Raw genomic sequence first — 14,635 nt, forward strand, 5'->3', positions numbered from 1 at the left:
ACTATCATTAACTTTCTGTTGCATTCTCTATACCCACACCCCGAAATCAATTTATAAAAACAAAAAAATAATATGACCGATTTTCAAAAATACATTCAAAGATATTTAGATCAGATTCCATCAGGGAACTGGCTAAACGAACTGCAGATATCAGCTGATAAAACCATAGGAATTTATTCTAACCTTACCGAAGAGCAGTCTCATTTTGCTTATGCAGAAGGAAAATGGACATTAAAAGGACTTCTACTCCATTTATCGGATACGGAAAGAGTTTTCCAATACAGAATATTAGCTTTCGCAAGAGGAGAAAAAAACAATCTTCCAGGGTTTGATGAAAATGAATATGCCGATCAGTCTTTCGCCAATGAAAGAACACTGGAATCTCTTCTGGAAGAATACAAGCTGGTGAGAAAGTCTTCCAAGATTCTATTAGAAACGCTTACGCCTTACGCCTTACAAAATACAGGTACAGCCAATGGCCATGAAATTTCTGTGGAAACCATCGGAAAGCTGATTGTAGGACATAATTACCACCATCTGAATATTATTGAGGAAAGGTATTTATCGAAGTTGGGATGGATGTAGGAGATTAAAAATAAGTTTTAATTAAGTTTTGGCTAAAGCCAGAGGATTTGTTCCTTTTTTATTTAAATGGGCTAAAGCTCATTTCTATTGAATAAGATAGCATACCTAATAATCGTTGAAACATTTTTTAAATGCGTCATAAAAACATCAATAGGAACGGGCTTTAGCCCGTTTTCACGTTTTACACCATTCCATTGGCTTTAGCCAAAACTTATCAACATAACCACATTTACATCCTGATTTTTTGTCTGAAATCCATAGATTTTCTACCTTTATCCACTCTTTGAATTTCACATACAATTATGGAACATATTATTGAAGTATTAAAATCCGGAGGAACAATTCTTTACCCTACAGATACCATTTGGGGAATTGGTTGTGATGCCACTAATATAGAAGCTGTCAATAAAATTTTTGACATCAAAAAGCGCGAAAAAAACAAATCCATGATCATTCTTGTAGAATCTGAAAAAAGACTTCAGGATCTGGTGGATGTTCCTGAAATAGCATGGGACATTATTGATCTTAGTGAAAAACCTGTAACGATCGTTTATGAAAATCCAAGAGGTTTACCCAAAGAACTTCTTGCGGAGGATGGAAGCATCGGAATACGTCTTGTAAAAAATGATTTCTGCAAAAAACTAATTACAAAACTGAACAAACCTCTGGTATCTACCTCTGCCAATTTCAGTGGCGAGAAAAGCCCATTGAAATTCTCTGATATTTCTGAAGAGATGATTGGTCTTGTAGATTATGCAGTGGAAGAAGACAGAGAAAAAGTTTCAAAATACGCTGGTTCTTCGGTGATCAAAATATGGAGTGACAACAGAATAAAGGTTCTTCGGGAATAGAAATTCTGAACCTTTTTGTTTATTTTTTAGAGTCTTGTCAGTTCATATCGGCAGGATTTCTTTTTTTTAATTCTATCTTTGCAAACTCAACTCATAAATTATTTGCTATGAATCATCAGGAATTTGCTCAAATGTGGGTTAATGCATGGAATTCTCATGATTTAGAGACTATTCTTACCCATTATTCGGATGATATTGAGATTACAACTCCCATGATTGCGATGGCTACAGGCGGTAAAGAAAGTTCTTTGAAGGGAAAAGAAGCTGTCCGTGAATATTGGAGAAAGGCATTGGAAAAATTCCCAAATCTCCATTTTGACCTTATTCATTCTACAGCGGGAGTAGATTCAGCAGCATTATTTTATAAGTCGATTATGGATAAACATGCTGTTGAAGTCATGTTTTTTAATGAAGATGGAAAAATTAATAAAATGTATGCTCATTATGATTAATGGGTTACATGCGTAGAAATTGTCACTATTATTAACGATGAAAATTAATCTTAATCAAAATAAGAATTTAAAACTTTTTAAAATAATTTCTGAAGCAGCAGAAAGGAATAACCAGTCCGTGTATATTGTGGGTGGTTATGTACGTGACCTTCTGATGAACAGAAAAGCTTCTACAGATATAGACTTTGTAACAGAACAAAGCGGTATAGAGCTTGCTCAAAATGTAGCTCAAGATATAGATCCTAAATTAAAGGTTTCCGTATTCAAAACTTATGGAACAGCAATGATTAAGTATAAAGAACTTGATCTTGAATTTGTGGGAGCAAGAAAGGAAAGCTATACCGAAAACAGTCGAAAACCGGAAGTAGAAGGAGGAAGCCTTGAAGATGACCAGAAAAGAAGGGATTTCACCATCAATGCGATGGCTATTTCTTTAAATAAAGATAATTTCGGAGAACTGATTGATCCGTTCAATGGGGTTGAAGATCTTGAGAATGGAATTTTAAGAACTCCTTTGGAACCGGCTCAAACCTATTCTGATGATCCGTTGAGAATGATGAGAGCGGTACGTTTTGCTTCAACTTTAAATTTTAAAATTGAGGAAAACTCTCTGCAGGCTATCCAGCAGGAAGCGGAAAGAATCAAGATTGTTTCTATGGAAAGAATCATGGTAGAATTCAACAAGATTATGCTTTCTGAAAAACCGTCTGTCGGATTGAGGCTCATGGAGCAAACCGGTCTTATGAAGCTGATTATTCCAGAGCTGATCGAACTTAAAGGAGTGGAAGAAGTGGAAGGACAAACCCACAAAGATAACTTTTACCATACTTTAGAAGTTGTAGATAATATTTCTGTGAATACAGATAATCTTTGGCTTCGTTGGTCTGCCTTACTCCATGATATTGGTAAAGCTCCTACAAAAAAGTTTGTAGAAGGAACAGGATGGACTTTTCATGGACATGAGTTTTTAGGTTCAAAAATGGTTAAAAACCTTTTCCAGAGATTGAAATTACCTTTGGGAAGTGATATGAAATATGTTCAGAAAATGGTAAAACTTTCATCGCGACCTATTGCCCTGATCACTGATGATGCTTCAGATGCTGCATTGAGAAGACTTTTATTTGATGCCGGTGAAAACCTTGAAGATCTTTTTACCCTTTGTAAAGCTGACATTACAACTAAAAACTCCAAGAAACAGGAAAAGTTCAAAAGAAACTTTGAATATGTAGCGGTGAAGATCAAAGAAGTGGAAGAAAAAGATCAGGTAAGAAACTTCCAGCCGCCTATTACTGGTGAAGAGATTATGCAAATGTTTAATCTTAAGCCAGGCCGTGAAATTGGTATTTTGAAAGAGAAAGTAAAAGAAGCCATTCTGGAAGGTGAAATTCCCAATGAAAAAGAGGAAGCCACAAAATTTGTGATTGCTGAAGCGGAAAAACTGGGATTAACAATCTAATTCAATCTATAGCTAATATAAAAGCCCGGCGGGATGTTCCATCCCGCCGGTTTTTTTATTTTCACAAGGAAAACAAAGCCGGCCGGTTTCAAAAGAAACCGGCCGGAAAAAAACACAAATGATGAAAAAATAAAAAATTATTTTTTTATATACTGTGAAGTATTATGGATTCAGGTAAGTACCGTTAGCACCAAGACCTCCAGTTTTAATGGATCCCATCTTGCTCCCTGTAGCTGCTGAATATATTACCATTTCACTTTCTTCTGTAAACTTCTTAACGTCTGATGCAAAGATTCTTCCATCAATAACATTAAATCCATAAAGCGTATAATAAGGTCCACCATCCGCTGCTGTTAATAACGGACTTGCAGGAACTGTTGGTGTAGCTAAGCTTGTTGTATATACTTTATTGACAGAGCTGAAATAGAACTTATCGTTATCAATCTGAAGATTTGTAGCATTTGGAATTCCTGTCAAAGTAATTACCGGTGTTATAATTCCTGCGCTCGTAATCTTGTAGATATAAGAATCTGTAGCTGTTGAAGAAATTGTGTAAACATTGGATTTGTAAGATACAGTGTTTCCAATCTGACCATTCGGAATGGAAATTTCAGTTTTGCTATCGTTGGAAGTATTGATATACGTAATCTTATTTCCAAATCCTGATGAAGCATTCTGTACGAAAACATTTCCTCCTGCTTCTACTGTTTTATCAGAAACATCAGCCATGTTGATTTTACTTACAAATGAATAATCAGAAGCTTTATATTTAGTTACACTTTGAGTATGAGCAATGAAATTGGTGTTGGCAACATAAATAAATCCATTCGCAAAAGTAATTCCTCTTGGATTATCAAGCTGATCTGAAATGACTGCTAATTTCTTAAATGTATAACGGTCTACTACAACAATTTTGTTCGAGTTGTTTATCACAAGATAAGCCTTATTTCCGTCAAGACCAATGGTCTGAAGAACGTCACCTAAGATTTCTTTACTATTGTTATAACCATATACATCGTCCTGCTTCAGGCTTAAATCTCTTGTAAGAAATGTTACTTTAGCCCCCTGGCTGTTGAAGTTACCTTCATTAGAGATAAAATATCCGTTCTGGTAAGTGATCGGAGACATTTCAAACTCTGCAGAGTCACTTGTACATGAAGACATGTTAAACAATAAAACCACTGCAAATAATACAGTTAAAAGTTTAGTTATTCTCATAATTTATTCAATTTAATTTTTTAAAAATTTATTGCCGCATACACACTATAGTTTCTTTTCGGTAAAGGATAAAAAGAAACCGTTTTATAATAAGTATTCGTTAGATTATTCACTTTAAATCCTAAAGTATACTTTTTTGCCAGTGTTGCTGAAACTCCCATATTTAAAAGAAAATAAGGATCTATTGCTTCTGATCTTTTTTCATCACTTGTAGTGTAAGTAACGCCATTCACCAGTCCCTGTGCGAAAAACTTAAAGAAACCGTATTCATAATCTACATTGGCCATTCCTCTGTGCATGGGAACATAAGGTCTTTGCATTTTAGTTTCCTTATCAATAGATTTTGCATAATAGTATCCGGCATTAGCCCGGATTTTATGATTTCCCAATTGTTTGCTGAAAGACAATTGAGATTCCAATCCGTAAGATTCAGATTTATTGACATTAAATGCCTGCCAATACCCCAAAGCAGTAGGCAGCCATACAATAAGATCTGTAATGTTCATATAATAAGGAGACAAAGTAAGTCTGAAATCTCCTACTTTGAACTCATTCACCATATCAAACTGGGTAGACGTTTCCGGTCTCAGATCTTTATTTCCTCCCGGCTCATAATAAATATCATTAAATGACGGATATCTGAAGTTTTTTGACACGTTAACGCTTACATCATACCATTTTGCGGCACTCCATTTTCCAGAGAATGAATACATAAACGGAGACTTCACATCTTCCACAAAATCTTTCTTAAATCCACCCTCAAAACGCAGGTCTTTAGTAGCAAAATACCTCAGCAACCCGGAAACAGAGCCAATATTTCTACTGACACTGGATATTCCGCTCTGATATCCTTCACCTTTATTGATCTGAAATTCTCCGATAAGATTAAAATTCCACTTAGAATTCAGAAAATAATTGAAATCATTTTTAAAGATATAGTTTTTCCCTGTTCCCCCACTTGATTTAGGCTGGTTTAACGAACCGAAATACTGAAAGTTTTCTTCTGTATAGGCCGCTTTAAAAGAGTTGCTGAACTTAGTTTTATTCCAGTCCCAGGAAAGAAGGCTTCTTATACTTTGAGTTTTATATTTTGTTTTTGTTCCCGTTTCTTCATACACAGGATAATGCTGTGAAGAATCGAAAAACTGGCTTTGCCACGAAATTTTATGATCGTTGGTTATTTTATAGGATGCACCTGCATTGAATGTGGTATTATAGTAATTTCCATTTCTGTTGATGTAATTCAGATCGCTTACCTCATAATTGTTTTCACTTACAGAATAATTTCCGGAAGCTTTAAAACTGAACTTATCATTGCTGTAAGAACCTTTTACAAAATTATTATAGGTATTAAAGGAAGCCACCTCAGAAAATAAAGAACCATGGAAACCTTTATTAAAATCAAGGGTATTATTCAGGTGAATACTTCCCCCAATGGCACCACTTCCATAGACTACACTTCCACCGCCGGCTTTTATACCGATCTGATCATAGCCAAACAAAGCAATATTATTGATATCTCCCTGTCCTAAAAAACTGGAGTTGATATTAATCCCATTCCATACAAATGCAGTCTGCTGAGCGGTAGTACCCCGGAAAGATGGTGAAGAAACAGCCCCTCGGCCATTTTCTTTGATAAAAACCTGTGACTGAAATCTCAGGAGCTCTGAAAGATTACTGGAGTTTTTCTCGGCCTCTTCTGCCGAAATTATTTTTACGGGATGAAAAAGTTTCACCCTATTCATCTGGTTGTCGAAGACATAAATAGTGTCTATGGTTTTCTCTTGTCCAAAAAGAAAACAGCCATAAGATGAAAAAAGCAGTACTAAAGATCTTTTTATATCCATACTTTTTTACTTTTCCTCCGAAAGCAATATGTTTTTTGATTATAATGTTGGCAGGTCTCCTGACTTTCGCATTCTGCTCCTTCCCGTTTTAGACAGTGGTTGTTTGCAGAAACTTTTATTGCGATTTACAGTTGCGGGGACAGTATGGGAGTTACACCCAATTCCCTTTTCATTCCAAAATACTGGAAACCAAAATTTTTGCAAAGATAGTTTTTTATATGTATTTGCCAAAAAACCGGCTTTTACATCAAAAATTTCAGACTTTTGCAAATAAAAAACAGCCGCTTTCAAAATTGAAAACGGCCATCATCCCACTACTTTACTATTTATATATGTTATTTTTTAATGAATTTATAAGCTTGTTTTTCTCCTTTCACAGAGTATTGCAGAATATAATCTCCTTTTGATAAAGATGAAACATCAATTTGTCCTTCCACAGTATTGAATGATTTCACCCTTTGCCCAACCATATTATAGATTTCTGCTTTTTCTATTTTTCCTGTTCCTTTAAAATAAAGCACATCAGTTACAGGATTAGGATAAATGCCAACACTATTTTTCTCTTTCACGGTATCATTTACTGATAAGAATTCAGAAGTATCCAGATAAAAAGCAACTATTTGACCTGAAGCATTCGTCCCTGATCCGGCAATTTTCTTTCCGTCTTGTGAAATCGCCAGAGGAAGTCCCATCGTTACTCCATTCGTTGCAATTCCTAAGGATACTGCATAATCATTCAGATTAATTCTTCCGGCAGATGCAGTCCAGATAAAACCTTCTCCCGACATTGGAGGTGCTCCAAATGCTCTGTAAAAACCAATAACTCGTGTTCCATCAGCTGAAATTCCTGTAGCTCCTCCTTTGAAATTGAACGAAGCATTAGGATGTGTTATATAAGTCAGTCCGCTTGTAGCATTCCAAACATAAGGATTAGGATTTGCAGATCCTATAATGGTATTTCCATCAGCCGAAATTCCGCCTGCTTCTCCTACATTATTCCCGTTATTATCTGTAATAAAACTTTCTACTCCATCCTGCCATTTTGCACCGCTTCTTGTTCCGGTTGGCTCATCCTGCCACCCTACAATCACTGTTCCTGCCGCATTGATTGCATTTGCCCTGGAACTGCGTCCGGAAACTATACTTCCCAGGTCAACCATTCCGTTTACGTCATCCCATTTCACAGCATGTGCGTTCGCAGCAGTAAGAAATCCTAACCCTACAATAGTATTTCCGTTAGGTGACATTCCCCATGTAGAACTTACACTGCCGTCCCAACCGGTAGGAACCAGCCCTCCTCTGTTTACCCATGTGGAAGTAGCTACATCATAAGTTGATATTTCATTAAATCCTGTTGCAGAATTTGTAACAGAAGATGATATTTTGGTTCCATCGTTTGAAACAATCGTTCTCCCTGCGGCTGGATATCCGTTTGATATTGAACCTATCTGTACAAGTCCGCCTGCTGCATTCCATTTATATACTCCTCCTGCACTTGTATGCATACTTACTACTCCATTATCTGAAACTGCACCTACATTATAATTTCCCAGCCCTATTACTGTAAGCTGTGCTGCTGCAAAACTAAATTTCAGAAAAAGACAAGCCGTCAATATTTTTATTGACATTCTGTAAAAATTTTTCATATTTTATTATATTTAGCGTTCCGAATTGGTGAAAACAATATTAATACAATATTTACCCTATCCAAAGAAATAGACTTTCATAATTCGTGAATTTTAAAAGAGTTTAATTTCTAAACAAATAATAATCAATTAGATACAAAACATCATTTTGAATATGGATTTTACCCGAACTATTCAAAAAAGCACAAAAAACAAACTATCAAGACAAAAATTATTTCAAAATAGCAGAAAAATATTACTGTTTATTTTCATTTGCTGTTCTTTTATTACCAGTGGACAGTCAGGTCCGGACTTTAATATTTTGGCAGATAAGGCATTTCTGAAATTGTATCAGAATTCTGACGAATGCATCAGCTATACTCAGGGAATCCTCGTAAGTGATCAGAATACAGAGCATAAAATTGTACTGCAAAACATTATTTCACAGGCTTTTGCTATGAAAGGCGATTACATACAATCTGTGAATATTTTTGCGCAGAAAGAAGATGCCGATCCGAAAAATGAACTTTCTTATTTTATGCAGGTTTTCAGTGATTATAATCTTGCTGACCAATACCAAAATCTGAGTCTGTACAATCAGTCAAAAAGAATTATTACCCATCTTTTATCTGATCAGAAGCTTCTTAAAAGTAATGATGCCGCATTACGAATAACCACAGCAAAGCTGTACCAACTGCAAGCTTTGAACTCAGGAATCAATAGAGATTATCCTGCAGCATTCAAAAACCTTGATAAAAGTAATCAGTACCTCAGCGATCATAATGAAGAAAACAGAATATTAAAAATGGAAAACAGAATTTTCCGCTCTTCTTATCTCCTAAAACAAAATAGACTTGTTGAATATAAAGCGCTTATAGAAAATATTATTTCTGATCTTGAACACCAGACCAATCAACCATTTCTTTTAGGTTTAGCGTATGAGAATCTGTCCCAGTATTATTTTTTGAAACAGGATTACACAACATCTGTTGAGAAACTGGAAGCTGGACTCTTTTTGATTGAAGATCTGTCTTTTAATAATTTAAAAATTAAAATTTACGAATCATTATCCCGCAACTATTACGCACTTCATGATGATGTAAAATATCATCAATACAATAAACTCTATAATGATTTAAAAACAAAAACCGATGCAAGCTCGAAAGAAGGAATACGATATATTGTAAAACTTGTTGAAACCAATCAGAATAAAAATATTGAATTTCAAAAACTGATGTTCCTTAGGTCCTTCTTACCTCTGGCTCTCATTCTATTCCTGATTATTATTGGCCTGTCCATCTATTTTTTAATTATTAAAAGCAAAAATAAAGATTTAAAAAAGCAGTTTGATTTCTTTAAAAAACAGAGCAATGAGAAACCTCAACCCATTTTATTAAATAAAGCTTCTACAACAGCAAAAGATGCCGGTTTCAACAAAATATCGAGGGAAAAAGAAGATGAAATCCTTCAGAAACTTGAAGAGTTTGAAAAATCCAACGGATATCTGAATAAAAATATGTCCTTATCTATGCTTTCCTCTCAAATGGAAATTAATACAAAATACCTTTCTGAAGTCATCAACAACAAAGAGAAAAATTTCAATGGATACATTAACAAACTAAGGATCAATCATATTGTACAGCTATTAAGGAATGATTCCACCTTTCTTAATTATAAAGTAAGCTATCTTGCAGAATATTCAGGGTTCTCATCACACAGTGCCTTTACAACCGTTTTCAAATCCGTCACCGGAATGTCTCCCAATGCCTATATTCAGGAAATCAGTAAAACCAAAACCGTATGAAATCACTTTTAAAAATATGGCCACTGCTCCTGGTATCCTTTTGTATTTTCACAAAGGCTCAAAAGACACCGGATAGTGTCTTAATGAAAAAGGCCAGGCTTGAAATTTATGACAATCCTGATAATACAATTAAAATTGGGGAACGGCTGTTAAAGAAATCTCATGATGTCAAAACTTCTATCCAACTTTATAAGCTTCTTTCCACAGCTCATATTGCCAAAAGAAACTTTGAGGAATCATTAAGATATATTATGAAGGCAAAGGAACTTTCCCAGAAAACCAATGATCCCTGGAGTCATGCAGAAGTTCTTATCTCTGTCGCAATACAATATCAGCAGATGGAACTTTTCAGCAAGAGCCTTGAAACGCTGAATGAAGCGGACCAATATATTGCTAAAATCCCGGACAAAAATCCCTTGAAATATGTTGAAACCGCTACAAGCTATGCCATAAGAGGAATGATTTACAAGAGCCAGTCCAATTCAGAAATTGCATTGGAAAAGTTTTTAATTTCAATCCAGAATTTTGAAAAAGTACCTGTAAAGAAAACTACCAATTCCAACATGAGTGTGGTCTTATACAATATCGGGTATTGTTATCTTAATCTCAATCAAATTGATAAAGCACAGGAAGCTTTTGTGGAATCTTTAAACTATGCCCGGAAGAATTACTCTAAAAGTCTGGAAGCTTTTGCCTTAAAAGGAATTGCCGAAATACACAAGAAAAAACATGAAAATCAACCTGCTATAAACCTTTTGTTAAAAGCAGAAAATCTTTGTAAAAATATAGGAGATATCACCCTGAATGAAGGAATCTACAAGGAATTGGCAGAAAATCATCTTGCCATGGGACAACAGAATCTTTACCAGCAGTATAATAAAAAATATCTGGAAATGCGCTTTAAAAGAAAACAAAATGAACTGAAATCCATTAACCAGGTCATTGACAATCATAATAAGGAAACCTCTTTAAAAAGTGAAAAACTGAAATCCTATTATCGTTATATTAAAATTAGCTCTGTACTGCTGGGATGTATTTTTATAGTTATCCTTTTATATTCTATTATAAAAATCAGAAAACAGAATAAGAATTTTCATAAAGAGATACAGCAAATGATAAGAACATCATAAGCTATGAAAACAAAAAAGCATTCCAAACTGGAATGCTTTTTTATAATGTATAATTTCAGCTTATCTACCGATAACTTCTGTAATTGGATTTCCTACATTTCCACTTGGGAACTGAATTTTCAGTAAAGAAGATACCGTAGGAGCAATATCAGTCATGTGATATTCTTTATTGCTTTCTCCCTGCTTCACTCCCCATCCCATAAAGATCAATGGAATATGTGAATCATAAGAGTTCCATACACTGTGTGTAGTTCCTGTTTTAGAATATGGAGGAAGCATAGAATCATGAGAAATCAACTGAATATCTCCGCTTCTCTGTCTGTTGATTCCGTTGATAATTCTTTGTTTGATGGGCTCCGGAATGCTTGACTCCTGAACTTTATCTACAGAAACAGCATATAAAACAGTAGGATCTTTCTCAATTTCTTTTACTGCAAAGTTTCTTACATCATCCAATTCAAGTTTGCTGTCTGCCAATACTTTTCTGTCGAAATAAATCTGATAGTTATCAATCGCATTGATCAGTTTATCTGCTCCGAATTTATCTTTTAGCTTTTGGTTCAGATTTTTTTCAGCATCTTCTCCGAAGAAACCTGTAGGAATTTTATGTTCTTTAAGAAATCCTACAGAATGCGCTCCACCATGGTCTGCAGAAAGGAAAACAGTGTATTCTCCTTTTCCTACTTTTGAATCTAAATAATTGAAGAATTCAGCTAAATCCTGGTCTAATCTGATATAAACATCTTCTACTTCAATAGAATTTGGTCCGAATTTATGTCCCGCATAATCTGTAGAAGCAAGGTTGATAGCTAAAAAGTCTGTAATATTATCTCCACCCAGTTTTTCACCCTCTACAGAAGCTTCTGCCAACTTCAATGTCAATGTGTTTCCGAAAGGAGTATAACGGATATTATCTTTTTTAGTCTGATAATCCTTTGCTAAGTTGCTGTAAGGGAATGTAGGTGTTTTTGCGCTTCCCAGCAGCCCTTCCCATGAAGAATTGTCCGGTGCACTTTCTGTATATTGGTTGATCGGAAGTAAGGTATTCCAACCGTTTGCTACTAATTTTTCAGGAAGATTCTGAGCATTGAATGATTTTACCCATTGAGGCAGGTCATTCATATACCATGTGCTGGTAATGAAATTTCCTGTGCTGTCATCAAACCAGAAAGCTCCGTTTGGAGTGTGCCCTGCAGGAAGAATAGAAGCACGGTCTTTCAAAGAAACACCCACTACTTTTCCCTGGAAGTTGGTCGCCAGTCTCAATTCGTCAGTTACTGTAGTAGACCAAAGATTTTTTGGTGAGTGGCTTCCGATTTTTGTATTGGTTGTTCCTACTGGCTGAACGCTCTCATCTGCAGTACAGTAAACCCCTTTTCCGGTCTCTTTATCTGTCCAGTCGTTTCCTGCAATCCCATGAATTGCCGGTACAGATCCTGTATAGATACAAGTGTGTCCCAAAGCTGTAATGGTAGGCACATAAGGAATGTGTACGTTATTCAAAGAGTATCCTGTATTCAAAAGTCTCTTAAAACCGTCATTCCCATACTTACCATAAAAACGGTATAAATAGTCCCAACGCATCTGGTCTACTACCAGACCAACGACTAATTTGGGTCTTTCCAGTTGAGTATTTCTGTTCTTCTGCGCATTGATTGTAACTACGGACAATAATGTAGCTGCCGCAATTGAAATGTTCCTAAGCATCCAAGTAAATTTTTATTGCCTACAAATTTAAGGGTTTTGAAAGTTTTGGAGTGTGAAATTTTATTTAATTTTGATTATTGTACAATTCATCAATCAACCTTCTATGATTTTAGGCGTATACTGGTATTTCAAATTTCCGGATCATCTATATGACTTTACGTTTTTCAAATTTTATCCGGGATTTGGTGGACATGCCGATACTCCTGCTGAACTGGCAGCGAAAGTTCAGGTTGAAAACACAAATGATTTCCTCATAAAGTTGGAAAAACTGAAAGCAAACTTCAGACAGATACATTTACAGGTAAACATCAATGAAAATCAACTGATCATTACTATTGGAGATTATCAGCTTTTTGACTTTCATTTTCAGTTTGTAACAGAAATTGAAAAATTATTGATTTGTGAAAATGCTCTATTACTAAATTCAGGCATTCCCTTTACTATTCAATCCAGTAAAAGCTATCCTCCGAAAAGAGAAGCTTTCAAAAATATTGAACACCGGTTTATTCAGATGGTGGGTTCAGATTTAAAAAAAAGTAATGCTGAAAATTATATGGTCAGAATTGACTGCAACCTTCCTGCACAGCATAAACAAAATCTTATTAATGACTTAGTGCAGATTTGCCAGGAAGAAAATCTCAATGTCTTCTACTATAATGATTTCAATTTTAATGATCATTGTAATTTGATGCTTTTTTTCAGCAATGGTAGGCAGAAAAAAGAGAATATCCAAAAGGTGGATATCAATTCCTTTGGAAGCAAAGTTCGGCAGCTTGCCCAGAAATACCCTCTTTATTTCGGACATTTCGGAAGCTTCAAAGAATATCCTTTACATGGTCTCCATATAAAATTGATGGTGGATGAAGAGTATATTATTAACAAAAAATAAAACCATTTTAATTCAATACTATGATTAAATTCAAATATGTCATTCTGTACGTGGAAAATGTAGAACAATCTATTAATTTTTATAAAAATACTTTTGATTCTGAAATAAAATTCATCACCCCGGAAAAAGATTATGGAGAACTCCTGACCGGAGAAACTACGCTATCATTTGCCTCTGTAAGCCTTGCAGGTTCAAATATTAAAAAAGGTTTTTTAACTTCAAAAACGGAAGATAAACCTTTCGGAATAGAACTGGGTTTTACCACAGATAATGTAGAAGCCTTAGTAGAAAAAGCAATAAAAAACGGGGCTATTCTTTATGAAGATATTTCGGTAAAACCCTGGGGGCAAAAAACAGCTTACATCAAAGATCTTGATAATTATCTGATAGAAATCTGTACTGAAATTCAATAAGCTTAAAATATCTGATGTGGAAATAAAAAAATTACAAAAATTAGAATCCAACCCAAGCTTAAACTGGGGGCATAATGGCTATACAACGGAAATAATATATTCTGTTTCTTCGATTGAATTTGGAGGTTCTTTTGAGTTTAACTTAAAAGAAAAATCTTTCCCTTACAACAAAATATGGGAAACAACTTCTGAAGATCTGGAAGAACTCAATGCCTTTATCGAACAAGGAAATTCTTTTGGTGCTTTTGCAGATGAACAACTTACAGGCTGGATCATCTGTGAACACAGGACATGGAACAACAGTTTTTATATTGAAAACATCCTGATCGATGAAAAACACAGACGACAGGGAATTGGCATTATGCTGATTAAAAGTGCTCTTAAACAGGCAAGGAAACTAAACTGCAGGGTAATTGAACTGGAAACACAAAACACAAATTATCCAGCCATCCAGTTTTACAGAAGAATGGGATTCAATATTACCGGACTGAACACAAGACTGTATGAAAATGCAGAAGAAATTGCTCTTTTTATGACCTTAGACCTTGATTAAATCTATGATAAAATAAATACTATCTTAAAATCTACATCCATATTAATTAAAACACTTGCTGGTGTGTTAAAAATTTTATACATTAGTTATCAACAAATTAAAACA

Annotated in this window: 13 protein-coding genes and 1 riboswitch; of the genes, 9 read left to right on the top strand and 4 right to left on the bottom strand. The window is 35.0% G+C overall.

Translation table 11 applies throughout. The features are described 5' to 3' along the window. The first annotated feature begins 72 nt into the window (after positions 1 to 72). From CHRYMOREF3P_RS08435 to CHRYMOREF3P_RS08450, 4 genes are all read left to right on the top strand, one after another. Positions 73 to 585: a DinB family protein gene (locus tag CHRYMOREF3P_RS08435; RefSeq protein WP_077419335.1), complete on the top strand. Its 513-nt coding sequence runs from the start codon at positions 73 to 75 to the stop codon at positions 583 to 585. Between the two features lie 302 nt (positions 586 to 887). Then, entirely contained in the window at positions 888 to 1,436 is a 549-nt protein-coding gene (locus CHRYMOREF3P_RS08440; RefSeq protein WP_180564378.1) for an L-threonylcarbamoyladenylate synthase, read from the top strand. A gap of 107 nt (positions 1,437 to 1,543) precedes the next feature. Further along, positions 1,544 to 1,888 carry a nuclear transport factor 2 family protein gene (locus CHRYMOREF3P_RS08445; RefSeq protein WP_077419333.1) on the top strand — a complete coding sequence of 115 codons (345 nt, stop codon included), beginning with the start codon at positions 1,544 to 1,546 and terminating at the stop codon, positions 1,886 to 1,888. Between the two features lie 37 nt (positions 1,889 to 1,925). Next, entirely contained in the window at positions 1,926 to 3,344 is a 1,419-nt protein-coding gene (locus tag CHRYMOREF3P_RS08450) for a CCA tRNA nucleotidyltransferase (RefSeq protein ID WP_077419332.1), read from the top strand. A 162-nt stretch (positions 3,345 to 3,506) separates the two neighbouring features. Here CHRYMOREF3P_RS08450 and CHRYMOREF3P_RS08455 read toward each other — a convergent pair whose 3' ends face one another. From CHRYMOREF3P_RS08455 to CHRYMOREF3P_RS08465, 3 genes are all read right to left on the bottom strand, one after another. Beyond that, positions 3,507 to 4,562: a YncE family protein gene (locus tag CHRYMOREF3P_RS08455; protein WP_180564379.1), complete on the bottom strand. Its 1,056-nt coding sequence runs from the start codon at positions 4,560 to 4,562 to the stop codon at positions 3,507 to 3,509. A 20-nt stretch (positions 4,563 to 4,582) separates the two neighbouring features. Then, positions 4,583 to 6,409, bottom strand: coding sequence for a TonB-dependent receptor plug domain-containing protein (locus CHRYMOREF3P_RS08460; protein WP_180564380.1), 1,827 nt, complete (start codon positions 6,407 to 6,409; stop codon positions 4,583 to 4,585). Between the two features lie 31 nt (positions 6,410 to 6,440). Continuing rightward, positions 6,441 to 6,618: riboswitch (cobalamin riboswitch) on the bottom strand. A 126-nt stretch (positions 6,619 to 6,744) separates the two neighbouring features. Further along, positions 6,745 to 8,037: a T9SS type A sorting domain-containing protein gene (locus CHRYMOREF3P_RS08465; RefSeq protein WP_232538991.1), complete on the bottom strand. Its 1,293-nt coding sequence runs from the start codon at positions 8,035 to 8,037 to the stop codon at positions 6,745 to 6,747. Positions 8,038 to 8,209: 172 nt separating this feature from the next. Here CHRYMOREF3P_RS08465 and CHRYMOREF3P_RS08470 point away from each other — a divergent pair, with 172 nt between their 5' ends. Both CHRYMOREF3P_RS08470 and CHRYMOREF3P_RS08475 read left to right on the top strand, forming a co-directional pair. After that, the gene (locus CHRYMOREF3P_RS08470) at positions 8,210 to 9,838 is read left to right on the top strand and encodes a helix-turn-helix domain-containing protein (protein WP_180564381.1); all 1,629 of its coding nucleotides are present in this window, start codon (positions 8,210 to 8,212) and stop codon (positions 9,836 to 9,838) included. Next, positions 9,835 to 10,968 carry a tetratricopeptide repeat protein gene (locus CHRYMOREF3P_RS08475; RefSeq protein WP_180564382.1) on the top strand — a complete coding sequence of 378 codons (1,134 nt, stop codon included), beginning with the start codon at positions 9,835 to 9,837 and terminating at the stop codon, positions 10,966 to 10,968. The genes CHRYMOREF3P_RS08470 and CHRYMOREF3P_RS08475 overlap by 4 nt, the downstream gene beginning before the upstream one ends. 60 nt (positions 10,969 to 11,028) lie before the next feature. On the opposite strand, the gene pafA is transcribed toward CHRYMOREF3P_RS08475, so the two are convergent. Beyond that, entirely contained in the window at positions 11,029 to 12,675 is a 1,647-nt protein-coding gene (gene pafA, locus CHRYMOREF3P_RS08480; RefSeq protein ID WP_077419326.1) for an alkaline phosphatase PafA, read from the bottom strand. Between the two features lie 103 nt (positions 12,676 to 12,778). On the opposite strand from pafA, the gene CHRYMOREF3P_RS08485 reads away from it, so the two are divergent. From CHRYMOREF3P_RS08485 to CHRYMOREF3P_RS08495, 3 genes are read left to right on the top strand one after another with little or no spacing between them, the layout of a single operon-like run. After that, entirely contained in the window at positions 12,779 to 13,564 is a 786-nt protein-coding gene (locus tag CHRYMOREF3P_RS08485) for a hypothetical protein (RefSeq protein WP_180564383.1), read from the top strand. A gap of 20 nt (positions 13,565 to 13,584) precedes the next feature. Then, positions 13,585 to 13,977, top strand: a complete 393-nt coding sequence (locus tag CHRYMOREF3P_RS08490; protein ID WP_180564384.1) for a VOC family protein — start codon at positions 13,585 to 13,587, stop codon at positions 13,975 to 13,977. A 16-nt stretch (positions 13,978 to 13,993) separates the two neighbouring features. Then, positions 13,994 to 14,530 carry a GNAT family N-acetyltransferase gene (locus tag CHRYMOREF3P_RS08495; RefSeq protein ID WP_077419323.1) on the top strand — a complete coding sequence of 179 codons (537 nt, stop codon included), beginning with the start codon at positions 13,994 to 13,996 and terminating at the stop codon, positions 14,528 to 14,530. Positions 14,531 to 14,635: the final 105 nt, after the last annotated feature.

Source organism: Chryseobacterium sp. JV274 (genome assembly GCF_903969135.1).
GTDB lineage: Bacteria > Bacteroidota > Bacteroidia > Flavobacteriales > Weeksellaceae > Chryseobacterium.